The sequence below is a fragment of the Cupriavidus sp. UME77 genome, from assembly GCF_014170355.1.
GTDB lineage: Bacteria > Pseudomonadota > Gammaproteobacteria > Burkholderiales > Burkholderiaceae > Cupriavidus > Cupriavidus basilensis.
Window position 1 is genome coordinate 280,226 of sequence record NZ_LZZU01000018.1, and the last position, 25,832, is coordinate 306,057.

24 protein-coding genes are annotated in these 25,832 nt (G+C 67.2%); 14 read left to right on the plus strand and 10 right to left on the minus strand.

Features of this window, described 5'->3' with window-relative positions; genetic code table 11:
* Window positions 1–36: 36 nt before the first annotated feature.
* Window positions 37–660, plus strand: a complete 624-nt coding sequence (locus tag A9975_RS08730) for an HAD-IA family hydrolase (protein WP_183032238.1) — start codon at window positions 37–39, stop codon at window positions 658–660.
* A 125-nt stretch (window positions 661–785) separates the two neighbouring features.
* A complete protein-coding gene (locus A9975_RS08735; protein WP_183032239.1) occupies window positions 786–1,418 on the plus strand; it encodes a phosphatidylcholine/phosphatidylserine synthase in 633 nt (210 codons plus the stop codon).
* Window positions 1,419–1,582: 164 nt separating this feature from the next.
* On the opposite strand, the gene A9975_RS08740 is transcribed toward A9975_RS08735, so the two are convergent.
* The 9 genes from A9975_RS08740 to A9975_RS08780 form a co-directional block, all read right to left on the minus strand.
* Complete coding sequence (locus A9975_RS08740; RefSeq protein WP_183032240.1) at window positions 1,583–3,034, minus strand: aldehyde dehydrogenase family protein; 1,452 nt, start codon at window positions 3,032–3,034, stop codon at window positions 1,583–1,585.
* 223 nt (window positions 3,035–3,257) lie between these two features.
* A complete protein-coding gene (locus A9975_RS08745) occupies window positions 3,258–5,069 on the minus strand; it encodes a hybrid sensor histidine kinase/response regulator (protein ID WP_183032241.1) in 1,812 nt (603 codons plus the stop codon).
* Window positions 5,070–5,072: 3 nt separating this feature from the next.
* A complete protein-coding gene (locus A9975_RS08750) occupies window positions 5,073–5,735 on the minus strand; it encodes a response regulator transcription factor (RefSeq protein WP_183032242.1) in 663 nt (220 codons plus the stop codon).
* Between the two features lie 496 nt (window positions 5,736–6,231).
* On the minus strand, window positions 6,232–7,095 hold the full coding sequence (locus A9975_RS08755) for a phosphodiesterase (protein WP_183032243.1): 864 nt from the start codon (window positions 7,093–7,095) through the stop codon (window positions 6,232–6,234).
* The gene (locus A9975_RS08760) at window positions 7,092–8,165 is read right to left on the minus strand and encodes an ABC transporter ATP-binding protein (RefSeq protein WP_183032244.1); all 1,074 of its coding nucleotides are present in this window, start codon (window positions 8,163–8,165) and stop codon (window positions 7,092–7,094) included. The genes A9975_RS08755 and A9975_RS08760 overlap by 4 nt, the downstream gene beginning before the upstream one ends.
* The gene (locus tag A9975_RS08765; RefSeq protein WP_150989558.1) at window positions 8,158–9,039 is read right to left on the minus strand and encodes an ABC transporter permease; all 882 of its coding nucleotides are present in this window, start codon (window positions 9,037–9,039) and stop codon (window positions 8,158–8,160) included. Before A9975_RS08765 ends, A9975_RS08760 begins: the two co-directional genes overlap by 8 nt.
* Before the next feature lie 11 nt (window positions 9,040–9,050).
* Window positions 9,051–9,869, minus strand: coding sequence for an iron ABC transporter permease (locus A9975_RS08770; RefSeq protein ID WP_150989492.1), 819 nt, complete (start codon window positions 9,867–9,869; stop codon window positions 9,051–9,053).
* Window positions 9,870–10,364: 495 nt separating this feature from the next.
* Window positions 10,365–11,396, minus strand: a complete 1,032-nt coding sequence (locus A9975_RS08775) for an ABC transporter substrate-binding protein (RefSeq protein WP_183032245.1) — start codon at window positions 11,394–11,396, stop codon at window positions 10,365–10,367.
* A 53-nt stretch (window positions 11,397–11,449) separates the two neighbouring features.
* Complete coding sequence (locus tag A9975_RS08780) at window positions 11,450–12,559, minus strand: substrate-binding domain-containing protein (RefSeq protein ID WP_183032246.1); 1,110 nt, start codon at window positions 12,557–12,559, stop codon at window positions 11,450–11,452.
* A gap of 519 nt (window positions 12,560–13,078) precedes the next feature.
* Between A9975_RS08780 and A9975_RS08785 the strand changes: the two genes are divergently transcribed.
* The 8 genes from A9975_RS08785 (at window position 13,079) to A9975_RS08820 (ending at window position 20,181) form a co-directional block, all read left to right on the plus strand.
* On the plus strand, window positions 13,079–13,744 hold the full coding sequence (locus tag A9975_RS08785; protein WP_220810679.1) for a fumarylacetoacetate hydrolase family protein: 666 nt from the start codon (window positions 13,079–13,081) through the stop codon (window positions 13,742–13,744).
* Window positions 13,741–14,505, plus strand: coding sequence for a fumarylacetoacetate hydrolase family protein (locus tag A9975_RS08790; protein WP_183032247.1), 765 nt, complete (start codon window positions 13,741–13,743; stop codon window positions 14,503–14,505). Before A9975_RS08785 ends, A9975_RS08790 begins: the two co-directional genes overlap by 4 nt.
* Window positions 14,506–14,591: 86 nt before the next feature.
* Window positions 14,592–16,052 carry a 5-carboxymethyl-2-hydroxymuconate semialdehyde dehydrogenase gene (hpaE, locus tag A9975_RS08795; protein ID WP_183032248.1) on the plus strand — a complete coding sequence of 487 codons (1,461 nt, stop codon included), beginning with the start codon at window positions 14,592–14,594 and terminating at the stop codon, window positions 16,050–16,052.
* A gap of 42 nt (window positions 16,053–16,094) precedes the next feature.
* Window positions 16,095–16,943, plus strand: coding sequence for a 3,4-dihydroxyphenylacetate 2,3-dioxygenase (hpaD, locus tag A9975_RS08800; protein WP_183032249.1), 849 nt, complete (start codon window positions 16,095–16,097; stop codon window positions 16,941–16,943).
* A gap of 58 nt (window positions 16,944–17,001) precedes the next feature.
* Window positions 17,002–17,391, plus strand: coding sequence for a 5-carboxymethyl-2-hydroxymuconate Delta-isomerase (locus A9975_RS08805; protein ID WP_150989474.1), 390 nt, complete (start codon window positions 17,002–17,004; stop codon window positions 17,389–17,391).
* A gap of 99 nt (window positions 17,392–17,490) precedes the next feature.
* A complete protein-coding gene (hpaH, locus tag A9975_RS08810; RefSeq protein ID WP_043354739.1) occupies window positions 17,491–18,294 on the plus strand; it encodes a 2-oxo-hept-4-ene-1,7-dioate hydratase in 804 nt (267 codons plus the stop codon).
* A 21-nt stretch (window positions 18,295–18,315) separates the two neighbouring features.
* Window positions 18,316–19,119 carry a 4-hydroxy-2-oxoheptanedioate aldolase gene (gene hpaI / locus A9975_RS08815; protein ID WP_183032250.1) on the plus strand — a complete coding sequence of 268 codons (804 nt, stop codon included), beginning with the start codon at window positions 18,316–18,318 and terminating at the stop codon, window positions 19,117–19,119.
* Window positions 19,120–19,176: 57 nt separating this feature from the next.
* Window positions 19,177–20,181, plus strand: a complete 1,005-nt coding sequence (locus A9975_RS08820; RefSeq protein ID WP_183032251.1) for a tripartite tricarboxylate transporter substrate binding protein — start codon at window positions 19,177–19,179, stop codon at window positions 20,179–20,181.
* Window positions 20,182–20,188: 7 nt separating this feature from the next.
* Here the strand turns inward: A9975_RS08820 and A9975_RS08825 are convergent, their stop codons facing one another.
* On the minus strand, window positions 20,189–21,055 hold the full coding sequence (locus A9975_RS08825; RefSeq protein WP_183032252.1) for a DNA-binding transcriptional regulator: 867 nt from the start codon (window positions 21,053–21,055) through the stop codon (window positions 20,189–20,191).
* Between the two features lie 134 nt (window positions 21,056–21,189).
* Between A9975_RS08825 and A9975_RS08830 the strand changes: the two genes are divergently transcribed.
* From A9975_RS08830 to mhpD, 4 genes are read left to right on the plus strand one after another with little or no spacing between them, the layout of a single operon-like run.
* Window positions 21,190–22,125, plus strand: a complete 936-nt coding sequence (locus A9975_RS08830) for an alpha/beta fold hydrolase (RefSeq protein ID WP_183032253.1) — start codon at window positions 21,190–21,192, stop codon at window positions 22,123–22,125.
* Between the two features lie 33 nt (window positions 22,126–22,158).
* Complete coding sequence (locus A9975_RS08835; RefSeq protein WP_183032254.1) at window positions 22,159–24,024, plus strand: bifunctional 3-(3-hydroxy-phenyl)propionate/3-hydroxycinnamic acid hydroxylase; 1,866 nt, start codon at window positions 22,159–22,161, stop codon at window positions 24,022–24,024.
* 1 nt (window position 24,025) lies between these two features.
* Complete coding sequence (locus A9975_RS08840) at window positions 24,026–24,976, plus strand: 3-carboxyethylcatechol 2,3-dioxygenase (RefSeq protein ID WP_183032255.1); 951 nt, start codon at window positions 24,026–24,028, stop codon at window positions 24,974–24,976.
* A gap of 37 nt (window positions 24,977–25,013) precedes the next feature.
* Complete coding sequence (gene mhpD / locus A9975_RS08845; RefSeq protein ID WP_220810662.1) at window positions 25,014–25,805, plus strand: 2-keto-4-pentenoate hydratase; 792 nt, start codon at window positions 25,014–25,016, stop codon at window positions 25,803–25,805.
* The last annotated feature ends 27 nt before the right edge of the window (window positions 25,806–25,832 follow it).

A 25,832-nucleotide genomic window follows, 5' to 3' on the forward strand; every position in this document is an offset into this window, starting at 1 on the left:
ATGCAGCCTTGTCCTCAACGCAGCTGACGAGATACCGTGACTGTCCGTGCCGTAGTGTTCGATTTTGGTGGTGTGCTGTTCGACTGGAACCCGGAATACCTGTATCGCGAGTTGATTCCGGATCCACAGGAGCGCGCCCGGTTCTTGTCGGAGGTGTGCTCGCCGGCGTGGAATATCCGCCAGGATGCCGGCAGGCCGCTGCACGAGGCCACCGAGTCCCTGGTGGCCCAGCATCCCGCGCAGGCCGGCCTGATCCGCGCGTTCTATGGGCGCTGGCCGCAGATGCTGCGTGGCACGCTGGCCGATGGCGTGGCGCTGTTGCAGCGCCTGCACGACGCGCAGGTGCCGCTGTTCGGCCTGACCAACTGGTCCAGCGAAACCTATGCCTATGCCCAGCGCATCGGCGATTTCCTGTCATGGTTCCGCGATATCCTGGTGTCCGGCGAGGTTGGCTTGGCCAAGCCCGATCCGGCCATCTACCGGCTCATGCAGGCGCGCATCGACGCCAGCCTGCCGGGCATCGCGCCGGGTGAGCTGCTGTTCATCGACGACAACGCGGCCAATGTAGCTGCGGCAACGGCGCTGGGCTGGCAGGCCGTGCATCACGCCAGCGCCGCGCAGACCGCAAGCGCGCTGCGTGCTGCGGGATTGCATTTCTAGCCACTCTAGCCAGTCTATCCAGACCAGCCAGATCGATTGCCTGGTTCGCTTGTTGCGGGCGAACCTTGATTTCCGACCGTCATTTCGACAGTCTTACGCGCCAGAGGATTCAGGAGCCCGCCGCCATGGCATCCACACCCGAACGTCCCAAGCATTTCTCCATGATCCGCGAGTTGCATCTTGCCGATCTGTTCACACTGGGCAACGCCGCCTGCGGCATGGCATCGGTGTTTTTCGCCATGTTCTACATCGCCTCGGGCTTGCCGGCGCATTTCATGGCGGCGGCAGCGCTGGCGCCCGCGGCCTTCATTTTCGATGTGCTGGACGGGCGCATCGCGCGCTGGCGCCACCAGCATTCCGCGCTGGGCCGCGAGCTGGACTCGCTTGCCGACATCATTTCCTTCGGGGTGGGCCCGGCCACGCTGGCGTTTGCGGCGGGCATGCGCGGCGGCTGGGACATGGCGGCGCTGATCTACTTCGTCTGCTGCGGCGTGAGCCGGCTGGCACGCTTCAATGTCACCGCCGAGACCTTGTCCGAGGGCAGCGACAAGGTGACGTATTTCGAGGGCACGCCGATTCCCACCAGCGTGCTGCTGACGGCCGTGCTGGCCTTTTGCGCGTGGCAGGGCCGGGTGGGCGATGCGCTCTACGGCGGCGTGTGGTCGATCGGCCCTGCGGACCTGCATCCGCTCGCGCTGCTGTTCGTGCTCTCCGGCTCGCTGATGATCAGCAAGACCTTGCGCATCCCGAAGATGTAGTCCCGGGCAAGCAGTGCAGGGCAGGTTCTTCACGCATGCTGTCTGGAGGATTCCGGTGGGCGCCACTGCTCTGCGATGGCACGGCCGCCCATGGCCGGATCGCTGATCGATGGCGCGCCCGTCTCCATGCGCCCCGGCTCCGCGCCCGCGCCGCAGCTTGGCCACTATTGCCGCAGCGACAGCCAGATCGCCTTGGGCTCGGTGAAGTTGTCGATGGCGGCGTCGCCATGCTCCCGGCCCAGCCCCGAGTCGCCGGCCCCGCCCCAGGGCAGGCGCACGTCGGTGTGGCCATAGGTGTTGATCCACACCGTGCCGGCCTTGAGCTCGGCGGCCACCTGGTGCACGCGGCCGATGTCGGCGCTCCACACGCCCGCCGCCAGGCTGAACGCGGTGCCATTGGCGATGCGCACGGCGTCGGCTTCGTCCTCGAAGCGGATCACGCTGGCGACCGGCCCGAAGATTTCCTCCTGCGAGACCCGCATCTCGTGCTCGACGTTGGCGAACACGGTGGGCTGCACGTAGTAGCCCTTGCCGCCCACGCGCTCGCCACCGGTCACGGCAACGGCGCCTTCGCGCTTGCCGATTTCCACATAGTCCAGCACGGTCTTCATCTGCGTGGACGACACCAGCGGCCCCATGGTGGTGTCCGGCGCGGCGGGGTCTCCCACGCGGATCGAGGCGGCGCGCGCCGCCAGCTTTTCCACCACTTCGTCATAGACCTCGCGCTGCGCCAGGATGCGCGAGCCGGCCGAGCAGACTTGCCCCGCATTGAAGAAGATGCCGGAGGCGGCGGCGCGTACCGCGGCATCCACGTTGGCGTCGGCGAAGATCAGGTTGGCGGACTTGCCGCCTAGCTCCAGCGTGACGCGCTTGAAGTTGGCGGCGGCGCCCTGCATGATGCCGCGCCCCACGCCGGGCGAGCCGGTGAATGTCACCTTGTCGATGCCGGGATGGGCCACCAGCGCATTGCCCACGACGCTGCCCTTGCCAGTGACAATATTGAGCACGCCGGGCGGCAACCCGGCCTGCAGTGCCAGCTCGCCCACGCGCAGCGCGGTCAACGGCGTGATCTCGGCGGGTTTGACGATAAGGGTGCAGCCGCAGGCCAGCGCAGGGGCGATCTTCCACATGCCGATCATCAGCGGGAAGTTCCACGGCACGATGGCGGCGACCACGCCCACCGGCTCGCGCACGGTGTAGGTCAGCGCGCCGGGGCGGGTTGGCACCACCTGGCCGTTGATCTTGTCGGCCCAACCTGCGTAATAGCGCACGGTGTCGATCACCGCCGGCATGTCCTGGCGCCGCACGGCGGCCAGCGGCTTGCCGGCATCCAGGCTTTCCAGCGCGATCAGCTCCTCCTGGTTTGCTTCCAGCAGGTCGGCAAAGCGGTACAGGATGCGGCCACGCTCGGCCGCGCGCAGGCCGCTCCAGACCTTGAGCGCGGCGCGGGCGGCGGTCACGGCCAGGTCGACATCGGCCGCGCTGCCTTGCGCGACCAGGGCGATCGGGAGCTCCGTGGCCGGATTGATGTCGGTGGAGTATTCCCCGGTGCCGGGTGGCAGGCGCTTGCCGTCGATCAGCAGGTCGTGTCTTGGCAGTTCGGGCTGCGTGCTCATGGTTGCTCCTCGCTTGGGGTCGGTGACTTGGGGTCGGTGACCTGGGGTCGTTGAACCTCGCGGCACGTTGGCGGAAGCAATACGGCTTGCCGGTGACGCCCGTGCCTGCTGTCACGAAGCAGTGTGGGTGGGCGTTGGCACTAAGTCCAATTAATAGGACGGATTGATTAATACGAAAAAAGCATGAATTGAGGCGGGACAAAACGGGTGGCGGATGCGCCCGTCAGCCTTCGGGGCGTGCTGCCCGGTCCGCGGCGCCTCGGGGGATGTCCTGTCGCCAGCCGGCATCGCGCAGCAGCGCCGTCATGGCTGTATGCAGCTGATGCGCCACAACTGGCTTGTGCAACAGCGCGGCGCCTCCGGCATGGACACTGCGCAGGCGGTCCGGGGCGGTATCGCCGGTGATGATGACGGTGGGAATCGCTTGTCCTAGCCGCTCGCGGATCGCCATCATGGCTTCCTGGCCGGTGCGCTCGCCGCGCAGGCGATAGTCCGCCAGCAGCAGGTCGGGCTGGAAGGTGCCAAGCGCGGCCAGCGCATCGTCCTCGGACTCCACGGCCAGGCACACCGATTGCCAGCTCTCCAGCAGCGCCGCCATGGCGACCCGGATTTCCTGGTCGTCGTCGATCACCAGCACACGCAGCCCTTTCAGGCTGGGCTTGTGATGCACGCCGGCGGGCTGGGTTTCGGCGCGGTCCTCGGTCAGGGGCAGGGCGAAGCGGAAGACGGAGCCGCGGCCGGGCCGAGAGTTCAGCAGGATGCGGGTGGAAATGGTGCGCGCCAGCCCTTCCACGATGGCCAGGCCTAGCCCGAGGCCCTTGCGCTGGTCCCGCTCCGGATTGCCCAACTGGTGGAACTCCTTGAAGATCGCGCGATGCTGGGTCAGGGGAATGCCGATCCCGGTATCCCAGACCTCGATCATCGTGCGCTCCCCCCGGCGGCGGCATGCCACCAGCACGCCGCCCTGGGTGGTGTAGCGGATGGCATTGGCGATCAGGTTGCGCAGGATCAGCTCGACCAGCGTCGGGTCGGCGAACACCGTGGCGGTGGTATCCCGGGTCCGGTAGAACAGGCCGCGGGCATCGGCCTGCGGCGCGAACTCGTTCTCCAGCTTGTAGAGCAAGGGCTGCAGGCGGAAGGCGCGCGGCCGGGCGGTGATCACGCCCGCGTCCACCTTGGAGAAGTCCAGCAGCGTGTTGAGCATTTCGCGCGCGGCGCCGGAGGCAGCCTCGATGTGCGTGAGCAATTGGCGCTGCTTGTCGGTGAGGTCGGAGCGGCTCAGCGTGACCACGAACAAGCCGAGCGCATGCAGGGGCTGGCGCAGGTCGTGGCTGGCCGAGGCGAGGAACACCGATTTGGCGCGGTTGGCTTCCTCGGCCTCGCGTTGGGCATATTCCGCGCGGGCAGTCTGCTCGCGCAACTGCGAGATCAGCTCCACGTTGGCAAAGCGCAGCGCGATGCCGTGCCGTGCCACGCGCGCATAGTTGCGCGCAAAGATCATCAGCACCATGAGATAGAGCGGCGCGCCGAGGAACATGGGCAGGTAGGCGACGTCGCCGGTGGCGATGAAGACCGCCCAGACCGGCACGATGGCAGGGATGAAGAAGCCCACGGCAACCGGCAGGCAGGCGGAAAACACTGCCAGCGCGGACGCGCTCATGCCCGCGATCAGCGACAGGATGCAGATCACCGTCGCGGGTGTCCTCACATCCATGTAAAGCCACGCCGCCAGCCCCCAGAGCGCGCCGATCAGCGTCAGCAGCAACGTCATGCTGCGTGCGTAGCGCCCGGCATGGGCTTCGGTCGTGCGCTCGGGCATCAGGCGCCGCCCGAAATGCCCGGTGGCGCAGGCCAGCCCCATCGTCAGCGCCCAGGGCAACGCACCCGGATGCCCGTCGCCGAGGACTAGCCCAAGGGCCAGGATGAACGCCGCCAGCGCGCAGCCCAGCATGGCGATGCCGAAGCTCTGGTCGATCAGTTCCATTTGCGCGGCCAGCAGCCGCGGTTCGTCAAAGCGCGGGAGGAGAGACGCCATGGCTTACCTGCCCGTCTGCACCAGGCCGCGGCGCTGGGCCTCCAGCACCGCCTCGACCCGGCTGACCACGCCCAGGTAATCGAGAATGGCCGCCACGTGCACGCGCACCGTGTTTTCGGAGAGTCCCAGGTGGTGGGCAATGATCTTGTTGGAGCGGCCCTGGCCGAGCTGGTCCAGCACCTCGAGCTGGCGCGGCGTGAGCGAGCTGGCCTGGTAGCCCTGGTAGGGGTTGCCGCTGGCATGGCCATCCGGGTTGCCGCGGTCGGCGCCGGCAGGCTCGGCGTTGAAGTATGTGTCACCGCGAAGGCAAGAGGCGATGGCGTCTTCGATTTCGATGCTGCTGGCGGATTTTGGCAGGAAGCCGGCAATTTCCTTGCGCGCGGCGGCGGGAATGGTTTCCAGCCCGGAGGTGCCCGACACGATCAGGATGCGTGCCGCGCAGAAGTGGCGGCGCAACACCTTGATGCCCTCGATCCCGTTGAGGCCGGGCATCTGGATATCCAGCAGGATGATATCCACGCTGGCGGTGCGATGTTCCTCCACCGCGCCCATGACGGAGCCCGCCTCGATGATGCTCGCCACGCTTGGGCTGTCTGCCAGCAGCAGGCGCAGGCCGGTGCGGAACAGGGTGTGGTCGTCGATGAGCAGCAGGTGGGCGTTGAGCATGGGTTGGGGTTGGCCGGCGCACGGCGCGCAGGCTGCGGCCGATGGAACAAGTGGAGCAAAATGTGACGCGCTGCGCCCCGGTCGAAGCGAGCGCCAGGGCGAATTGGACTCGATTATGGTGGGCTTGTCTATTTCCCCACTAAAGAGGGGAAAGGATGGGTAGGGCACCGCGGCGTCTGGCGCGGGGCCGCCCCGCAGGTCGCCTGTGCGCAGGCCCTCGCGGGAAATGCTCTGCCGCATGCCGGCACCGGCGGCTTGGCGCAGGGATGGACACTAGTCCAGAAGGATTATTTTGTTCGCGGACATCTGGTGTCACCATGTACGCATGGGTGATTTCCGCGACTCGCCCATACCACTTTTGTTACCCACTACCACCCGGCAGTGGGTTTTTTTTGGGCCACGGTTTCGTGCTGCCGGATGGGCTGGCCGCTGGGGGATGCAACCTGTTGCAGACCGATGTGCCGATCCCTTCTTAACTGACCGGCCGGCCAGTCAGTCAGTCGATCAGCTTGCCCGCGGCATCGAAGAAAGGATGGTCTGCGCCAAAGTCACCGATCACCGCCGCGTGGCTGACCAGCCCATGCGCGGGATCCCACTGATGCAGCAGGTAGCCGGGCGGCTCCATGCGAAACCGCGAGGCCGCCTGCGGATCGAGATCGAGCGTGACCTGATGCGCGGGACCCGGCGCCGTCATGGCGATGGTGCCGCCAAAGCGGTGCGTGATGTGCCGGTGCAGGTGGCCGCACAGCACGCGCTCGACGGTCGGGTGCCTGCGCACCACCGCCTCCAGCAGCGCCGCGTCCGCCAGGCCCTGCTGGTCCATGTGGCCGATGCCGGTATGAAAGGGCGGGTGGTGGAGCATCAGCAGCGTGGGCCTGCCAGGCTCGGCCGCGAGCGTGGCCTCGAGCCACGGCAGCGCGGCGGGATCGACCTGGCCGCCCGGCTTTCCCGGCACCGTGCAGTCGAAGGCCACCAGGCGTAGTGGCCCGGCCTCCACGCTGTAGTGAACCGGCGCGTCGCCGTCGCCGTTGGCGAACAGGTAATCGTGATCGGCAAACACGCGGCGCAGCGTGGCGCGGTGATCATGGTTGCCGGGCAAGAGCCGCACCGGCATCGGCAGCGTTTGCAGGATGCCGCGCAGGAAGCGGTATTCCTCCTCGGTGCCGAAGTCCACCAGATCGCCCGTGATGACGACGGCGTCGGGCCGCTGCGGCGCCGCCAGCAGCGACGCGATGCAGCGCCGCAGCGCGCCTGCGGTGTCGACCATGCGGTAGGACAGCTTGCCGCCGGCCTTGATGTGCAGGTCGGTGATGTGGGCCAGCAGGTAGGTGCCGGCTGCTTTGTCGTTGGGGGTGTTCATGCGCGGAGTGCTTCGGGGAGCGTGATCAGGTGGCCGGTATCGAGGCGCAGGCCCACGCGGTCGCCCGCGAGCCAGCCATCGCGCCGGGTGGTGTCGACAACAAGCGGCGCCGGCGCGCCCACGTCGACCAGCAAGCGCGTGTAGTTGCCCAGGAACAGCGCGGTGACGACCGAGCCGCCCAGGTGGGCATCCTCGGCCTGCGCCAGCGCGACGTCTTCGGGGCGGAACAGCAGTTCGGCGCGCGGCGAGGGCGCGGCGGCGAGGCTTGCGGCAGTGCCATGGCGCGGCACCAGGCCGCCCGGCACGCGCCAGGCATCGGCCTCCAGCACGGCCGGCAGGCGGTTCATGGTGCCGATGAAATCCGCCACGAAGGCATTGGCCGGCGCGCGGTAGATCTGCTGCGGCGTGCCGGTCTGCGCGATGCGGCCACGGTCCATCACGATGATGCGGTCGCCCAGCGCCATTGCCTCGGCCTGGTCGTGGGTAACGTAGACGGCGGTGATATGCAGGCTGCGCAGCAACTGGTTGATGTCGGCGCGCAAGGCATCGCGCAGCTTGGCGTCCAGCGCGGTCAGCGGCTCATCGAGCAGCAGCACGCGCGGCTGCACGGCAATGGCGCGGGCCAGCGCCACGCGCTGGCGCTGGCCACCGGACAACTGGTCGATGCGCCGCTCGGCAAAAGGCCCCAGATGCATCATGGCGAGCATCTCGTCCACCCGGCGGCGGCGCGCGGCCGCGTCGATGCGGCGCACGCGCAGGCCGTAGGCGATATTTTCCGCTACGGTCATGTTGGGGAACAGTGCGTAGCTCTGGAACACCATGCCCACGCCGCGCTGCTCGATCGGCAGCGGCGTCACATCGTTATCGCCAAACATCACCACGCCGCCGGCGTCGGGGAACTCCAGCCCGGCGATGATGCGCAGTGTGGTGGTCTTGCCGCAGCCCGAGGGGCCGAGCAATACCACGGTCTCGCCTGCGCCGATGTCGAGGTCGAGCGGTTGCAGCGCCAGCGTGCCGTCGGCGAAGGTCTTGCCGCAGTGGCGCAGCGTGATGGTGGTCGGTTCATGCATGGCGGGCCTCGGAAGTGGAGAGCGGATCGGTGCCGGGGATCGTTCTGGCGTCGGCGCCGTCGGCAAGCGGCTGGTGCTTGCGGGCGCGCGCGCCCAGCGCGGACAAGCCCTGCATCAGCACCAGCAGCGGGATGATCATGAAGAAAAACACGATGGTGTAGGCCGAGCCGATCTCCAGCCGCATCGAGGCGTAGCTGTCGGCCAGCCCCACGGGCAGCGTCTGCGTGGTGGGCGTATGCAGCATCCAGGTCAGGTTGAACTCGCCCACCGACAGCGTCACCACCATCAGCGCCCCGGCCAGGATGCCCTGGCGGCAGTTCGGCAGCACCACGGTAAAGAAGCGCTGCAGGCGGTTTGCGCCCAGGCTGGCGGCAGCATCCTCCAGCGTGCGGATATCGATGGCCGACATGATGGCCAGCACCGAGCGCACCATGAACGGCAGCGTAAACAGCACGTGGCCCACGAGGATAAACAGCCAGCTCGTGCGAAATGCCTGCCAGCCGCCGTAGAGCAGGATCAACCCAAGCGCGGTGGCCAGCCCTGGCACCGCCACCGGCAGCATCAGCAGCTCCTCGATCAGGCGCGTCACGCGCCCGCGCCGCAGCGCCATGTAGTAGGCCGCGGGCACGCCCAGCACCAGGGTGCAAGCCAGGCACGCCAGGGCAATGCCCAGCGACAGGAAGATGGTGTTGCGGTAGAGCGCCCACACCTCTACCAGCCAGCGCGTGGTGAGGCCGCTGGACACGCCGACAAAGATGTTGTTGGTGAGGCCGGCGAGCACGGACAGCACCACCGGCACCACCATGAACAGGCATACCAGAAGGGTGAGCGCGAGCTGCAGCCAGTAGGCATTGCCGCGGCGGGAAGACGTCATCATGGGTAGCCTCAGGCAGTAGCGGCGACGGCGTCGCCCGAGAACCAGCGCGCCACCGCCAGCAGGGCCCAGGTGACCGTGCCGAGCAGCACGGACAGCGCGGCGGCCATGCCGAAGTTGGCGTAGTTGGTGAACTCGTTGTAGATGGTCAGCGGCAAGACATCGAGCTGCGTGGCCAGCGTGAAGGCGGTGCCGAAGGCGCCCATGCTGGTGGCGAAGCAGATCGCGCCGCTGGAAATCATGGCCGGCATCAGCGCGGGCAGCATCACGTCGCGCACCACGCGCCAGCGGCCTGCGCCGAGCGAGCGGGCGGCTTCTTCCAGCGACGCGTCGAGCTTGGCAACGGCTGCCATCACCGTCAGGATCACGCGTGGGATGGAGAAGTACAGGTAGCCGACGAACAGGCCGGCGAGACCGTAGGCAAAGGTCCAGCGGTCTCCCACCAGCCAGTCGCTCACCATGGCGAGCAGGCCGTTGCGCCCGCCCAGCATGATGACCATGAAGCCGATGACGACGCCGGGGAAGGCGAGCGGGAACGTCAGCATGGCGACCAGCAGGGCTTTTCCGGGCACGGCATTGCGCTCCAGGAAGGTGCCTGTGATGCCGGCGATGATCAGGGTGGCCAGCGTGACCGTTGCCGAAAGCAGCACGGTGACCATCAGGCTGTGCAGATAGCGCTCGCTTGAGATGACGGTCCAGTAGACGCTCGCGCCTTTTTCACCCGTGACGCTGATCGCCAGCAGCTTTGCCATGGGCAGGCAGAAGAAGGCGAAGAAGACGATCAGGGCCGGGAGGGCGAAGAGGAGGAGTGGGGGGCTTCGTTTAGGCATGATGGGTTTGCTTTTTCCCGGGGGTGGGGGAGGATCAGCTTCAACGTTGGTTGCTTGGGTTCATGGGGGGATGCTTAACTTCAAGGGCTTAACTTCAACTTCAACTGCAGTTTCACCACGCCTGCGGCGCGGCGACCTACTTTCTTGTCTTGCCAAGAAAGTAGGCAAAGAAGGCGCGCCGGATGGGGCGACACCCCCTCGGGCTTCGACGAAAAGAGCGGCCGGGACCCAAACTCGCATCGCCTTAAGGCGATACTCAGACATGGGTCCCTCTTTTCCGCTCTTTTCGCCGAATCCCGAGGCGCCCCATACGGCCTTGGCACACCTTGACGGCTCGCTTCGCATCGCGTTGGGGTGTGGCCCGCCCTTCGGGCGCTTCACACGGCTACAACAATGGGTTGATCTTGCCGCTGGTTGGCTCTCCTCTCCCACTTGTGGGAGAGGGCGGGCGCCGTCAAGCTTGCGATGCCGCACTCATCCGCTTGCGCTCGCCATTCAACGGACTTCCTTCAGATACTGCTCGCTGAAGCCTTTCTGCGCATCTGCCATCTTTCCGAAATCCACCGGCTTGGCGCGCGCGTAATCGGCTGCCGGCAGGAACCGCGCTTGCACTTCCTTGGGCACGGCGGCGCTGCGCACGGGGCGCAGGTAGGCATTGGCCCACAGGGCTTGCCCTTCATCGGACAGGACAAAGTCCAGCACCTTCTTGCCTTGCGCATCGTGCGGCGCCTTGTTCACCAGGCTCATCACGTACGGCACCACCACCGTGCCTTCCTTCGGAATCACGAAGGCCACGTTGGACTTGTCCTTGTAGCGGGCGCGGTAGGCGTTGAAGTCGTAGTCCAGCAGGATCGGGATCTCGCCGGAGAGCACGCGGGCGTAGGCGGTTTGCTTGGGGACGATGGGCTGGTTCTTCTGCAGGTCGCGGAAGTACTTGAAGGCCGGGCCGAAGTTGTCCATCGAGCCGCCCATCGCCTGGTTGACGGCAACCGCGCCGACGTAGCCGACAAAGGCGCTGGCCGGGTCGAGGTAGCCGATCAGGCCCTTGTACTCGGGTTTGAGCAGGTCGGCCCAGGACTGCGGCACGGGCTTGCCGCGCAGGGCGTCGACGTTGACCATGAAGCCGAGCGTGCCGGAGTGGATGGCGAACCAGTTGCCTTGCGGGTCCTTGAGGCCGTCGGGGATGTCGTTCCAGTGGGCCGGCTTGTAGGGGGCGGTCACGCCGTCCTTCTTGGCCTGGATGCCGAAGGTCACGCCGTAGTACACCACGTCCGCTACCGGGCTGCCTTTTTCGGCGACCAGCTGCGCGAGCGACTGGCCGGAGTTCTTGTTGTCATGCGGCACCGTGACGCCGGTCTTTTCCTTGATGGCGCGGATCTGCGAGGCCCAATCTGCCCATTCGGGCGGGCAGTTGTAGCAGATCGCGGTTTGCGCTGCCGCGCCCTGGCTGAATGCGCAGACGGCGGCGGCGCCTAGCGCGCTGGCGATCCGGCGCAGCGGTTTGTGCCAGGAACGGGTTGCTTGCATGGTGAACTCCTTGGGTTGCATACGAGGGCTGGGGGAAGGCGGTGGGTGAAGGGTCATGCCGGTGCGGCTACCGTGCCGCCCAGGCGCAGGCCGTGGGGCAGCAAGGTGATGCGCCCGGGTCGGGCGCCAGATACGTCGGATACGTTGGAGACGTTGGAGACGTTGGATACGCCGGTTGGTGCGAGGCCGAAGCGCTGAAGCAACTGCGCAACGGCGCGCTCGCCGATTTCGCTGTTGGGCTGCACCACCGATGCCAGTGGCGGCTCCACCAGCGCGCCCAGCGCGATGCCGTCGTAGCCCAGCACGGAGATGTCGCGCGGCACGCGCAGGCCGAGCCGCTTCAGGTCGGAGATCACGCCGATCGCCAGCAGGTCGTTGGTGCAAAAAAAAGCGGTGGGCGCATCCGGCCCGGCGGCCAGCGCGCCGATCTGGTCAGCGTTGCTGGCGGTGTGGGTGGGCAGGCAAAGCGGCGGCGCGGCTTCCAGGCCGTGCGCGTGCATGGCGTCGCGGTAGCCCTCGAAGCGCTGGCGCGCGCGGTCGGAGGCGACGAAGGCGCCGGAGACCACGCGGATGCGGCGGTGCCCCGCCGCGATCAGGGCTTGCACGCCTTCGCGGGCGCTGCCGCGGTTGTCCACCGAGACGGAGTGGCGCTGGCCGCGCGCGGCTGCCTGGTTGTAGGCCAGCACATAGGGCACGCCTTCGGCATCGAGCTGGTCGAGCACGGCGCTGCGGGCGGCGTCGGCCACCGTGAGCACCATGCCGTCGACGCGGTGGCGCAGCAGGTATTCGATGCGCTCGCGTTCGCGCGCGGGGTCGTAGGCGCTGGTCACCAGCATCAGCGAGTAGCCGGCGGCCAGCGCGGCATCCTCGATGCCCCGCCAGCATTCGGCGAACACCGCGTTTTCCAGGGTGGGCAGCATCACGCCGATCATCCGGCTTTGCTGCGCGCGCAGCTTGCTGCCGAGCAGGTTGGGGCGGAAGCTCAGCCGCCGTGCGGCTTCCAGCACGCGCTGCGCGGTGCCTTCGCGCACCAGCGCCGGGCTGTTGAACGCGCGCGATGCGGTAGCTAGCGATACGCCAGCTGCTTGCGCAACGTCCACCAGCGTGGCGGTGCCGGCGGCGTCCGGGGCGGTGCTGCTGGAACGGTCCTGGGTGCGCTTCACGTCAGAGCTTCCGGTCTTGGTTTCGGGATCACATCGCGCGCATGGCGAACCAGGCACGCAACGGCGGCAAAAATGAAAACGTTTTCATTCAAGCCGCAAAAAAATCGGGTCGCAAGCCTTTTTGCTGCTGCGGTGCATTAGCGCTATCGCGCTGCGGCAAGGCGAAACCCGGTACAGCGCGAATTCTGGGGATGCTGCATGACAGCACGATGACAGGCGCAGACGAGGGCGCGAAGAGCCGGCCGGCAAGATCGCGGCGCCGCGGATCACAATGGGGTTGAAACTATCCTGCAATCTCATTAACATGTTAAGTACAGGCGGCGCCAACGGGCGATCCGCCGTCGACGATCCGCCGGCCCGGCAGCGCAAGCGCCCGGCCACGCGCGGGCGCAACCAGAGAGGAGCACGATGCGACAAGCCAGAATCGCCGCCGGCGGCCGGCCAGTGCGGGCAGTGCCGGTGGACGGTGCCACCTTGCTGCCGCTGGACGGTGGGCGCGCCCTGCGCGAGGATGAATTCATGTGGCAGCCCGCCATCACCGGCACGGTGTACGGCACGCTGCTGAACTTCAAGGGCGCGCTCGCGGCCCTTGGCGACAGTGTCAATGCAGCCCCTTACCAGGCGCCGCCTGCTGGTCCGATCCTCTACATCAAGCCGGCCAATACGCTGGCCGCCCATGGCAGCCTTGTCGAGCTGCCACCGGGCCAGGAAACCCTGGAAATCGGCGCGGCGCTTGGCATCGTGATCGGCCGGCGCGCAACCCGCATCGACCCGGCGCAGGCCGCGGACTATATCGCCGGCTACACCGTGGTGTCGGATGTCAGCGTGCCGCACGCCAGCTATTACCGCCCGGCGGTGCGCCACAAGTGCCGCGATGGCTATTGCCCGATCGGCCCGTGGGTGATGGCCCGCGAGCAGGTCGGCAACGCCGATGCGCTCAGCATGGTGGTGCGCATCAACGGCGAGGAGCGCCAGCGTAACCACACCGGCAACCTGCTGCGCCCCGTGGCGCAATTGCTGGCCGATGTCACCGCCTTCATGTCGCTCGAAGCCGGCGACGTGCTGCTGGCGGGCGTGCCCGAAGGCGCGCCGCTGGCGCGTGCCGGCGACAGGGTGGAGATCGAAATCGAACAAGTAGGGCGCCTGCGGCACGGCATCAAGGCAGCGCCCGGGGAGGCAGCATGAGAACCGCACGCGTAGCCTTCGATGGCCTGGTCCACACCGCGCAGCCGGCTGGCGAAGGCGCATTGCGCCTGGACGACGGCCGCGTGGTCAGCGAGGACGCCGTGACGTGGCTGCCGCCCGTGGTGCCGCGCACCACCTTCGCGCTTGGCCTGAACTATGCCGACCACGCGCGCGAACTGGCCTTCAAGGCGCCGGAAGAACCTCTCGTCTTCCTCAAGGGGCCGGGCGCGTTCATTGGCCACCGGGCGCATACCATCCGGCCGGAGGGCGTGAAGTACATGCATTACGAGTGCGAGCTGGCGGTGGTGATCGGCAGCACGGCGCGCGGCGTCAAGGCGGCGCAAGCTTATGACTACGTGCGCGGCTATACGGTCGCCAACGACTACGCCATCCGCGACTACCTGGAAAACTACTATCGCCCCAACCTGCGGGTGAAGAACCGCGACACTTGCACGCCGCTGGGGCCGTGGCTGGTGGATCGCGAAGACGTGCCGGATCCGATGAACCTCGCGCTCACCACGACCGTCAACGGCAAGCTGACCCAGCAGGGCAGCACCCGCGACATGATCTTCGCCGTCCCGTGGTTGATCGAATACCTCAGCAGCTTCATGACGCTGGAGGCGGGCGATGTGATCCTGACCGGCACGCCGGAGGGGCTGGCGGACACGCAGCCGGGCGATGAGATCGTCACCGAGATCGAAGGGGTGGGGCGTCTGGTGAACACCATTGCCTCGGCTACCGAATACGGCAGCGGGCGCTGAAGCGAGTTGACGCGAGCTGAAGCGAACCCAGGCGCACCGGGCGCACCGGGCGCACCGGGCGCACCAAATGCCAACAGGAGACAACCATGATCAAGCATTGGATCAACGGCAAGCAGGTCGACAGCAAGGACACCTTCACCACCTGGAACCCGGCCACCGGCGAAGAGATTGCCACGGTGGCCGCGGGCGGCGAGGCCGAGGTCAACGCCGCGGTGGCGGCCGCCAAGGCGGCGTTCCCCAAGTGGGCCAATACCCCGGCCAAGGAGCGCGCCCGCATCATGCGCCGCCTGGCCGACCTGATCACCGGGCACGTGCCGCACCTGGCCGCGCTGGAGACGCAGGACACCGGCCTGCCGATCGCACAGACCGGCAAGCAGCTGATCCCGCGCGCCGCCGAGAACTTCAATTTCTTCGCCGAAGTGTGCGTGCAGATGAATGGCCGCACCTATCCCGTCGATGACCAGATGCTCAATTACACGCTCTACCAGCCGGTGGGCGTGTGCGCGCTGATTTCGCCGTGGAACGTGCCCTTCATGACCGCTACCTGGAAGGTCGCGCCATGCCTGGCACTGGGCAATACCGCGGTGCTGAAGATGTCGGAGCTGTCGCCGCTCACGGCGGACCAGCTCGGCATGCTGGCGCTGGAAGCGGGGGTGCCCGCTGGCGTGCTCAACGTGGTGCAGGGCTACGGCGCCAGCGCGGGGGACGCGCTGGTGCGCCATCCGGACGTGCGGGCCGTCTCGTTTACGGGCGGCACGGCTACCGGCAAGCGCATCATCGAGCGCGCGGGCCTGAAGAAATTCTCGATGGAACTGGGCGGCAAGTCGCCGGTGCTGGTGTTCGACGACGCGGACCTGGAGCGCGCGCTGGACGCCGCGCTGTTCACCATTTTCTCGATCAACGGCGAGCGCTGCACCGCGGGTTCGCGCATCTTCGTGCAGGACACGGTCTACGACGACTTCGTCGGCAAGTTCGCCGAACGCGCCAGGCGCTTGCGCGTGGGCGACCCGACCAGCGAGCACACGCATGTGGGCGCCATGATCACCCAGCAGCACTGGGAGAAGGTCACGGGCTATATCCGCCTGGGCGAGCAGGAGGGCGCCACCATCCTGGCCGGCGGCGCCGAGCGCCCGTCCGACCTGCCCGCTCACCTGCGCAATGGCAACTTCGTGCAGCCCACGGTGCTGGCCAACGTGGAAAACCACATGCGCGTGGCGCAGGAAGAGATCTTTGGCCCGGTGGCCTGCCTGATCCCGTTCAAGGGCGAAGACGATGGCCTGGCCATGGCCAACGACACCGCTTACGGCCTGGCCTCGTACATCTGGACCCAGGACGTGGGCAAGGTGCACCGGCTGGCGCGTGGCATCGAAGCTGGCATGGTGTTCGTCAACAGCCAGAACGTGCGCGACCTGCGCCAGCCGTTTGGCGGCACCAAGGCATCCGGCACGGGGCGCGAAGGCGGCGAGTTCAGCTTCGAGGTGTTTGCCGAGGTGAAGAACGTTTGCATCTCGATGGGCGGGCATCATATTCCGCGCTGGGGCGTTTGAGCGCAGCCCGCATCAAGACAAAGCAAAACAGGAGACACCGCCATGGGCAAGCTATCCCTCGCAGCCAAGGTCACGCACGTGCCGTCGATGTACCTGTCCGAGCTGCCGGGCAAGCACCACGGCTGCCGTGAGGCAGCGATTGCCGGGCACCGCGAGATCGGCCGGCGCTGCCGGGAGCTGGGCGTGGACACCATCGTGGTGGCCGATGTGCACTGGCTGGTCAACGCCGGCTACCACGTCAACTGCAACGCGCACTTCGAGGGCATCTACACCAGCAACGAGCTGCCGCATTTCATCAAGGACATGGCCTACGCCTATGACGGCAATCCTGAACTGGGCCGGCTGATCGCCAGCACCGCGTGCGAGCAGGGCGTGATGAGCCGCGCCCACGAGATCGCCAGCCTGGAGCTGGAGTACGGCACGCTGGTGCCGATGCGCTACATGAACGCCGACCGCCACTTCAAGGTGGTCTCCATCGCGGCCTGGTGCGCCTGGCACCAGCTCGATGAAAGCCGCCGCTTTGGCCAGGCGCTGCGTGCGTCCATCGAGGCCAGCGATGCCAATGTGGCGTTTCTCGCCAGCGGCTCGCTGTCGCACCGCTTCAACGACAACAACAGCCCCGAGGAAAGCATCCACCAGATCAGCCGCGAGTTCTTCAAGCAGGTGGACCTGCGCGTGGTGGAGCTCTGGAAGCAAGGCGACTGGGCCACCTTCTGCCGCATGCTGCCGGAGTACAACGAGCACTGCATCGGCGAGGGCGGCATGCATGACACCGCCATGCTGCTGGGCCTGCTGGGCTGGGACAAGTACGATCGCCCGGTGGAGATCGTCACCGACTACTTCACCAGCTCGGGCACCGGGCAGATCAATGCGATCTTCCCGGTGCGCTGAGGAATCACCGGTCATCGATCACGGATAACGATTCACGCTTTATCGGAGAGGCCTGCCAATGCCCCACATCATCGTCGAGTACACGGACAACATCCGCGCCGACGCGCGCGTGCCCGCCCTGCTCAAGACCATCAACGACGTGCTGATCGCGCAGGACGGCGTGTTTCCCATCGGCGGCATCCGCTCGCGCGCGCTGGCGCTGACCGACTACCGCATGGCCGACGGCGAGGAGGACTACGCCTTCGTCCACATCACGCTGAAGATCGGCGCCGGGCGACCCGAGGCGACCAGGAAGGCGGCCTGCGATGCGCTCTTCGAGGCTGTCAAGGCGCACTTTGCCGAGCTGTATGCGCGGCGCTACCTGGCGCTGTCAATGGAGCTGGTTGAGTTCAACGAGGGCGGCAGCTACAAGCACAACAACGTGCACGCCCGCTTCAAGAAGGGCTGACCGGTTCCATCGTCAGGCAACAGGCCCCCTACGCTCAACGCTCAACGCTCAACGCTCAACGCTCAACGCTCAACGCTCAACGCTTCCCACGGAGACCCCATGCTCAGCCCAGAGCTGATCCACCAGATCGCCCATCGCCTGCACGGCGCAGAGCAATCGCGCCAGCAGATCCGGCAAATCTCGCTGGACCACCCCGACATCACGATTGAAGACGCCTACGCCATCCAGCGCGAATGGCTGGCCCACAAGCTGTCCGAAGGCCGCACCATCAAAGGCCACAAGATCGGCCTGACCTCGCGCGCCATGCAGCTTTCCTCGCAGATCGACGAGCCTGACTACGGCACCTTGCTGGACGACATGTTCTTCCAGGACGGCGCGACGATCCCGCCGGGGCGCTTTATCGTGCCGCGCGTGGAGGTGGAGCTGGCCTTCGTGCTGGACAAGCCGCTCAAGGGGCCGAACTGCACGCTGTTCGACGTGTATGACGCTACCGCCTACGTGATCCCCGCGCTGGAGATCATCGATGCGCGCAGCCATGGGATCGACCCCGACAGCAAGCGCCCGCGCAAGGTGTTCGACACCATTGCCGACAACGCGGCCAATGCCGGCGTGGTGATGGGCGGGCGCCCGGTGCGGCCGTTCGATGTGGACCTGCGCTGGGTCTCGGCCATCATGTCGCGCAACGGCGTGATCGAGGAAACCGGCGTGGCCGCCGGCGTGCTCAACCATCCCGCCAACGGCGTGGCATGGCTGGCCAACAAGCTGCATCCGCATGGCGTGGGCCTGGAAGCGGGCGAGGTGATCCTCGGCGGCTCCTTCACGCGGCCGGTGGCGGCCAGCCCGGGTGATACATTCCACGTGGACTATGGCGCGCTGGGCGCCGTGGCCTGCCACTTCGGCTGAACGCCTGACCCGGACGCCATCATGGAAATCCCCCTCAATACCTTCAAGCGCGCGCTAGCCGCCAACGAGCAGCAGATCGGCCTGTGGCTCGGCTTGGCCAGTCCCTACACCGCCGAAGTGCTGGCCGACGCCGGCTTCGACTGGCTACTGATCGACGGCGAGCACGCACCCAACACCGTGCCGTCCATCCTGGCGCAACTGCAGGCGCTGGCCGCCTATCCCGTGCGGCCGGTGGTGCGTGCGTCGTGGAACGACACCGTGCAGATCAAGCAGTTGCTTGACCTGGGCGTGCAGACCCTGCTCGTGCCGATGGTGCAGGACGCGACCGAGGCGGCCGCCGCGGTGGCCGCCACCCGCTACCCGCCGCAAGGCGTGCGCGGCGTGGGCAGCGCCATGGCGCGTGCCTCGCGCTGGAACCGTGTCGGCGGCTACCTGGCCCGGGCCAACGGCGAGATGTGCGTGCTGGTGCAGGTGGAGACGCGCGCCGGGCTTGCGCACCTCGATGCGATCGCCGCCACCGAAGGCGTGGATGGCGTGTTTATCGGCCCGGCGGATCTTGCCGCCGACATGGGCCATCTTGGCAACCCGGGCCATCCGGACGTGCAGAGTGCCATCGCCGACGCCATCGCGCGTATCCGCCGCGCCGGCAAGGGCGCGGGCATACTCAGCGCCGACGTGGCGCAGTCGCGGCAGTACATGGCGCTGGGTACCACGTTTACCGCCGTTGGGGTGGACGCCACGATGCTGGCCCGTGCGGCAGAGAGCCTTGCCGCGCAATTCAAGGGCCAGGGCAGTGCGGGGACCAGCCGGGATAAGACGTACTAGCTGCGTACTACACAAAGCACAAAAAACAAACAACGGAAAATCGGAGGAGACCCAATCATGCAAGCAAACGCCTGCGCCCGGCGCACGCGCTTCCATTCCATGGCGCAGCATGCGTCGCGCGTTGTCACGGGGCTGGCGATCGCGCTGGGTGGCACCAGCGCCCACGCCGCCGACCCCGCCGCACGCTGGGTGGTGCCCTACACCGCCGGCGGCGGCAGCGACCTCGCCACGCGCATCGTCGCGCAGAAGATCGCGCCAGTCATGCACCAGAACTTCGTGGTCGACAACAAGCCGGGCGGCGCCACCATCCTCGCCGCGCAGGATGTGGCCAAGGCGCGTGCCGACGGCGCTACGCTGCTGACTGCCGGGCAGGGTACGCTGGTACTTAACCCGGCGCTGTATCGCAAGCTGCCCTATGACACCGCCAAGGATTTCACGCTGGTGACCTCGCTGGTGAAGCTGCCCGTGATACTGGTCGCTAACCCGGCGTTGCCGGTAAAGACCTTGCCCGAGTTCATCACGTGGCTGAAAGCGGGGCAGGGCAAGGCCACCTATGCCTCTGTCGGCACCGGCAGCCCGCACCACCTGAGCGCCGAGCTGCTGCTTGACCGCGTGCAGGCCAGCGCCGTCCACGCGCCGTACAAAGGCACGCCACCCGCGTTGCAGGATGTGGCGGGCGGGCAGGTCGATTTCATGATGGCCGATCTCTCGGCAGCGGTGCCGTTGATCCGCGCCGGGCGGCTTCGCGCTATCGCGCTGCCCGCGGAGCAGCGCTCGGCGGTGCTGCCGGACGTGCCGACCTTTGCCGAGGCCGGGCTGCCCGGTTTCACGGCGTTTGCGTGGCAGGGCGTGGTGGTCCCGGCCGGCACGCCGCCGGCCTCGGTCGACAAGCTCAACGCGGCGATTGCCGCGGCGCTGAAGGACCCGGCGGTGGTCAGGCAAATGCAGGAGCTTGGGCTAGAGCCTATGGGCGACAGCCGGGCGGGCTTTGCCGCGTTCGTGGACAATGAGCGCGCCAAATGGGGTGCCTTGATCCGCGCGCACAAGATCGTGCTGGATTGAGCCTCGCCTAGGTGGCCCGCCGCGCGGACGCCGGCGAGGCCATGGCTTCCTGCACGCGACTGGCTATGTCCTGCAGCGGCGCCACGAAGCGCTTGACTGCCTCCTCCTCGCTCAGGGCACGCGCCAGATACACCACATTGAGGCTGCCGCGCACGCGGTCCGCGTGCCGGATGGGCACGGCGACCGCGCCGATCTTGCGCTGCTCCAGCCAGTCTCCGCGATTTGACCCGAAGCCATCCTCGCGCACGCGCGCAACCAGCTTGCGCACATAGGCGGCGTTGTTGGCCAGCGCCGCCTGCTCATCGCCGCCGCCGCCCGAGCGCAGCAGGTTGAGGATGTCCTCCCGTTCTCCTTCGCCGCAAAACGCAAAGTAGGCTCGCCCGGCGGCCGTCGACAGCATCGGCAGGCGCCGCCCGACCATGGCGCGGTGGAAGGACAGTGGGCTGAAGCGGTGCGTGGTCTCGCGAATGATCATGGCGTCGCCGTCGGGCGTGGTCAGGTCCGACGGCCATAGCACGCGCTGCAGCAGCTCGCCCATCAGCGGCGCGGCGATGGTGGAGATCCACTCATCGTCATTGAAGCCTTCGCTCAAGGCCCTGACCTGCAGCGTCAGGCGATAGCTGTCGTCCGACTCGCTGCGGCGCACGAACCCCTCTGCGATCAGCGTCTCCAGCAGGCGTCGGACCGTGGTGCGGTGCAGCCCGGTCAGCTCGCTCAGCTGCTGAGCGGTCCCGCGCCCGCTTTCCATCCGGTTCAGCGCCTTCAGCACGTCCAGGCCGCGGGTCAGCCCGCGCACGCTGGCGTAAGGCGAGGTGCGCCTATCAGGCGCCCTGGGCAACCTAGGCACCCCAGGCGTATCAGGCTTATCAGGCATAAAAAACCCTTTTAAATCAACGTTGTGCACTCCTTGCACATTCTGTTCGTTTTTTTGTCGGGATGCAATCGGCTCTCTACACTCCGCTGTACCAGTTAGCCATTCAAAAAACATTCACGAACGAAGGAGACACGATGTCGACCGCCGCCACGCCCCTCAAGTCCGTCCCGTCCAGCCAGCCCGAGCTGCCGTTCCAGAGCATCTGGGGCGAGTTGCGCGGCGTTTCCTTCAGCCAGGGCTGGCTCGATGCCAAGGGCATCCGCACCCGCTACCTGCATGCCGGCAGCAGCGGCAAGCCCGCTCTGATCCTGCTGCACGGCGTCGGCGGCCACGCCGAGGCCTATGTGCGCAACCTGCAATCGCATGCCGAGCATTTCGACGTATGGGCCATCGACATGATCGGCCACGGCTGGACCGACAAGCCGGCGGGCGGGCGCGAGATTGCCGATTACGTCGACCACGTGATCCGCGTGATGGATACCCTCGGCATCGCGCGCGCTGCGTTCAGCGGGGAGTCGCTGGGCGGATGGGTGGCCGCGCGCCTGGCGATCGACCATCCCGAACGCGTGGAGCGGCTGGTGCTGAACACCGCAGGTGGCTCGCAGGCGGACCCGGTGGTGATGGAGCGCCTCAAGACCCTGTCGATGCGCGCCGTGGAAGAGCCGGGCTGGGACTTCATCAAGGCGCGCGTGGAATGGCTGATGGCCGACAAGGCCAAGGCCTTCGACGACCTGATCGCCACGCGTCAGGCCATCTACATGCAACCCGGCATGGTCGAGGCCCAGCGCGGCAACATGGTGTTGCAGGACATGGAAACGCGCCAGCGCAACATCCTTCGCGCCGAACACTATGGCCGCATCAAGGCCCCGACGCTGGTGCTGTGGACCTCCGACGATCCCACCGCCGATGTGTCGGAAGGACGGCGCATCGCCACCATGATTCCCGGCGCGCTGTTTACGGTGATGGACGGCTGCGGCCACTGGCCGCAGTTCGAGGATGCCGACACATTCAACCGCATTCACCTGAATTTCCTGCTCGGTAACGCCGTGCCGGAAGCGGCCACGGTCTAAGCCGGCAAGTACCGGACAAGCAGGAGGGGAGACATGAACAACGCCATCGAGATGGCGGGCGCAGACGCTCGTCCGCAGGATCTGGACACCGACGTCGCCATCATCGGCGCCGGCCCGGTGGGCCTGATGATTGCCAACATCCTTGGACTGCAGGGCGTGCGCGTCGTGCTGGTCGAGAAGCTGGACCAGATCATCGACTACCCACGCGCCATTGGCCTGGACGACGAGGCCCTGCGGGTGTTCCAGTCGGTTGGCCTGGCCGATGCGCTGCTGCCGCATACCACGCCGCACCACTGGATGCGTTTTGTCACGCATACCGGGCGCTGCTTCGCGTCGATCGAGCCGCGCACCGATGAGTTTGGCTGGTCCCGCCGCAACGCCTTTATCCAGCCGTTGGCGGACCAGATCCTGTACGAGGGCCTGCAGCGCTTTGCCCATGTGCAGGTGCTGTTCGGCCATGGCGTATCGGCCTTCACGCAGGACGAACACGGCGTGACGATCCGCGCGGAAGACGCGCACGGACGTGTCACCACCATCCGCGCCGCCTACCTAGCCGGCTGCGATGGCGGCAACAGCGTCGTGCGGCGCACACTGGACGTGCCGTTTGAAGGGCGCACCAAGCCCAACCAGTGGATCGTGGTGGACGTGCGCAATGACCCGATCGGCACGCCGCATATCTACATGCACTGCGACCCGACGCGTCCCTATGTGTCGGCCGCGCTCCCGCACGGGATCCGCCGCTTCGAGTTCATGGTCATGCCCGGCGAGACGGAAGAGGAACTGTCCCGGCCGGAGAACCTCGCCGCGCTGATCCGCAAGGTGGTGGCCGATCCGGACAAGGTCGACTACATCCGCAAGCGCGTCTACACCCATAACGCGCGCCTGGCGCGGACGTTCCGCGTCAAGCGCGTGCTGCTGGCGGGCGACGCCGCGCATATCATGCCGGTCTGGCAAGGGCAGGGCTACAACAGCGGCATCCGCGACGCGAGCAACCTGGGCTGGAAGCTGGCGATGGTGGTCAAGGGCATAGCGCAGGACCGCCTGCTGGATACCTACGGCATGGAGCGGCGCGCCCATGCGCGCTCGATGATCCACCTGTCCGAAGTGGCGGGCGACATCTTCGCGCCCGCCAGCCGCTTCGGCGCGTCGCTGCGCGATGGCCTGACCCGCGTGCTGAACGTGTTTCCCTCGGTCAAGCAGTACTTCGTGGAGATGCGCTTCAAGCCCATGCCGCGCTATGAATCGGGTGTGGTGCTATTGCCCGAGCGCCAGGGTGACGACCGCTTCCTTGCGCGCTTGCTGGAGCGCTCCGGCAATTCGCCGCTCGGACGCATGCTGGGCCTGATGAGCGAGAAGCGGGATTCGCTGGTTGGCCGGCTCGTTCACGGCCGCGATCCGGCGGGAAGCTCGCCGGTTGGGCGCATGTTCATCCAGCCAATGGTGCGCACCGAGCAAGGCCATACCGTGCGCCTGGACGACGTGATCGGCAATCGCTTTGCCATCGTTGCCTGGGGCGCGGACCCGACCTTCGGCCTGACGCCGCAAGCGCGCGCCGTCTGGGAAAAGCTGGGCGCGTGCTTCGTCATGGCCAAGCCCGATACGCAGCTTGCCTATCGCGACGACGTGCCGCAAGGAGTGATTGCCATCGGCGACACCGCCGGGCGTCTCAAGGAGTGGTTCGGCAAGCTGCCCGGCTCCGTGGTGCTGCTGCGCCCCGACCGCTTTATCGCCGGTATGTGCTCGCCGCAGCAGGTGTCCGATGCCATCCAGGCGCTGGCCGCAAAGCTCGCGCTGTCCGACGCGTCACCGTCAGCTGCCGCTGCGGCGGGCGCTTTGCCCGCGCGGCCAGGCACGCAGCCGGCGCGCGACCGCGCCATCGCCTTTGCGCGGGGAGCCTGACATGCCGATGCATCTCGAATGCTTGTCCCATACGCCGCTGCACGGCTACCACGATCCCGCGCCGGAGATCGTGGCCGAAGTGGAGCGCGTGCAGGCCGCGGCGCGCGCGCGCGTGCAAGCCTTTGCGCCGGAGCTGGTGGTGGTCTTTGCGCCGGATCACTTCAACGGCTTCTTCTACGATGTGATGCCGCAGTTCTGCATCGGCGTGGCGGCCAGTGCCATTGGCGACTTCAAGAGCCTGGCGGGCCCGCTCGATGTGCCGCGCGACACCGCCCTCGCGATGGCGCAGGCGGTGCTGGACCGCGACGTGGATGTGGCCGTGTCGTACCGCATGCAGGTGGACCACGGCTGCGCGCAGGCGCTGGAAGTCCTGCTGGGCGGGCTGGCCGTTTGCCCGGTCATCCCCGTCTTCATCAACTCGGTGGCGCCGCCCATGGCAACGTGCCGGCGTGCGCGGCTGCTTGGCGACGCGATCGGTCGCTTCCTGCAAGGCCTGGGCAAGCGTGTGCTGGTGGTGGGGTCGGGTGGCATCTCGCACGAGCCGCCCGTGCCGGAAATCGCCTCGGCCGATGCGCAGGCCGCCGAGCGCCTGATTGCCGGGCGCAATCCGCCGCCCGAGTCGCGCGCTGCCCGCCAGGCGCGTACCGTGGCCGCCGCGCAAGCGTTCACCAAAGGCGACAGCCCCCTGCATCCGCTCAACCCGGCCTGGGACCGCGCCTTCCTGGAACGGCTGGCCAGCGCAAACCTCGCCGCGGTGGATGCCATGCGCAATGACGACATCACGCGCGACGCCGGCAAGTCGGCGCACGAGATCCGCACCTGGATCGCCGCCTTTGGCGCGCTGGCCGCTGCCGGGCCTTACCAGGCATCGATCGAGTACTACCGGCCCATCGACGAGTGGATCGCAGGCTTCGGCGTGATGCAGGCACAGCCCGCCACCGGGCACGCATAACCCAACCCAACCCAACCCAACCCAACCTGAGCCAACCATGTCAAACCAGGAAATGACGCTCGCGCTCGCCAGGCGGCTGCGCGAGGCAGAGCAGACGCGCACGCCGGTTGCGCCGCTGCGCGGCGAAATCCCGCCGGGCGATGCAGCAATGGCCTATGCCATCCAGCGCGCCAACGTCGACGCGTGGCGGGCCCAGGGCCGCCGCGTGGTAGGCCGCAAGATCGGCCTGACCTCGCCTGCGGTGCAGCGCCAGCTTGGCGTGGACCAACCCGACTTCGGCACGTTGTTTGCCGATATGGTCTTCGGCGATGACCAGCCGATTCCCGTCGCCCGCACCCTGCAGCCGAAGGCCGAAGCCGAGGTCGCGCTGGTGCTCTGCCGCGATGTGCCGGAGAAGGACGCCACGTTGGTCGACCTGATCAACGCCGTCGCCTACGTGCTGCCCGCGATTGAAGTGGTCGGCAGCCGCATTCGCAACTGGGATATCTCGTACGTGGATACCGTGGCTGACAACGCCTCCAGCGGCCTGGTGGTGCTGGGCGCGGTGCCGGTGCTGCTGGCTGGCCTGGACCTGAAGACCGTGAAGATGGAAATGCTGCGCGATGAGGAGCGCGTTTCGGCGGGTTCCGGCGCGGATTGCCTTGGCCATCCGCTTAACGCCGCGGTCTGGCTGGCCCGGAAGCTGGCCTCGCTGGGGGACCCGCTGCGTGCCGGCGACCTGATCCTGACCGGTGCGCTGGGGCCGATGGTGGCCGTGGCGCCGGGGCAGCGCTTCGAGGCCCGCATCAGCGGCATCGGCAGCGTGCGGGCGCGGTTCGCGCCGGACTGACGCGCGCCACCTCAAGCTTTTTCATCA

Coding starts and splice junctions, on each gene's coding strand:
- A9975_RS08735 (WP_183032239.1), top strand. CDS start 786: ATGGCATCCACACCCGAACGTCCCAAGCATTTCTCCATGATCCGCGAG.
- A9975_RS08740 (WP_183032240.1), bottom strand. CDS start 3,034: ATGAGCACGCAGCCCGAACTGCCAAGACACGACCTGCTGATCGACGGC.
- A9975_RS08745 (WP_183032241.1), bottom strand. CDS start 5,069: ATGGCGTCTCTCCTCCCGCGCTTTGACGAACCGCGGCTGCTGGCCGCG.
- A9975_RS08750 (WP_183032242.1), bottom strand. CDS start 5,735: ATGCTCAACGCCCACCTGCTGCTCATCGACGACCACACCCTGTTCCGC.
- A9975_RS08755 (WP_183032243.1), bottom strand. CDS start 7,095: ATGAACACCCCCAACGACAAAGCAGCCGGCACCTACCTGCTGGCCCAC.
- A9975_RS08760 (WP_183032244.1), bottom strand. CDS start 8,165: ATGCATGAACCGACCACCATCACGCTGCGCCACTGCGGCAAGACCTTC.
- A9975_RS08765 (WP_150989558.1), bottom strand. CDS start 9,039: ATGACGTCTTCCCGCCGCGGCAATGCCTACTGGCTGCAGCTCGCGCTC.
- A9975_RS08770 (WP_150989492.1), bottom strand. CDS start 9,869: ATGCCTAAACGAAGCCCCCCACTCCTCCTCTTCGCCCTCCCGGCCCTG.
- A9975_RS08775 (WP_183032245.1), bottom strand. CDS start 11,396: ATGCAAGCAACCCGTTCCTGGCACAAACCGCTGCGCCGGATCGCCAGC.
- A9975_RS08785 (WP_220810679.1), top strand. CDS start 13,079: ATGTGGCAGCCCGCCATCACCGGCACGGTGTACGGCACGCTGCTGAAC.
- A9975_RS08790 (WP_183032247.1), top strand. CDS start 13,741: ATGAGAACCGCACGCGTAGCCTTCGATGGCCTGGTCCACACCGCGCAG.
- hpaE (WP_183032248.1), top strand. CDS start 14,592: ATGATCAAGCATTGGATCAACGGCAAGCAGGTCGACAGCAAGGACACC.
- hpaD (WP_183032249.1), top strand. CDS start 16,095: ATGGGCAAGCTATCCCTCGCAGCCAAGGTCACGCACGTGCCGTCGATG.
- A9975_RS08805 (WP_150989474.1), top strand. CDS start 17,002: ATGCCCCACATCATCGTCGAGTACACGGACAACATCCGCGCCGACGCG.
- hpaH (WP_043354739.1), top strand. CDS start 17,491: ATGCTCAGCCCAGAGCTGATCCACCAGATCGCCCATCGCCTGCACGGC.
- hpaI (WP_183032250.1), top strand. CDS start 18,316: ATGGAAATCCCCCTCAATACCTTCAAGCGCGCGCTAGCCGCCAACGAG.
- A9975_RS08820 (WP_183032251.1), top strand. CDS start 19,177: ATGCAAGCAAACGCCTGCGCCCGGCGCACGCGCTTCCATTCCATGGCG.
- A9975_RS08825 (WP_183032252.1), bottom strand. CDS start 21,055: ATGCCTGATAAGCCTGATACGCCTGGGGTGCCTAGGTTGCCCAGGGCG.
- A9975_RS08830 (WP_183032253.1), top strand. CDS start 21,190: ATGTCGACCGCCGCCACGCCCCTCAAGTCCGTCCCGTCCAGCCAGCCC.
- A9975_RS08835 (WP_183032254.1), top strand. CDS start 22,159: ATGAACAACGCCATCGAGATGGCGGGCGCAGACGCTCGTCCGCAGGAT.
- A9975_RS08840 (WP_183032255.1), top strand. CDS start 24,026: ATGCCGATGCATCTCGAATGCTTGTCCCATACGCCGCTGCACGGCTAC.
- mhpD (WP_220810662.1), top strand. CDS start 25,014: ATGTCAAACCAGGAAATGACGCTCGCGCTCGCCAGGCGGCTGCGCGAG.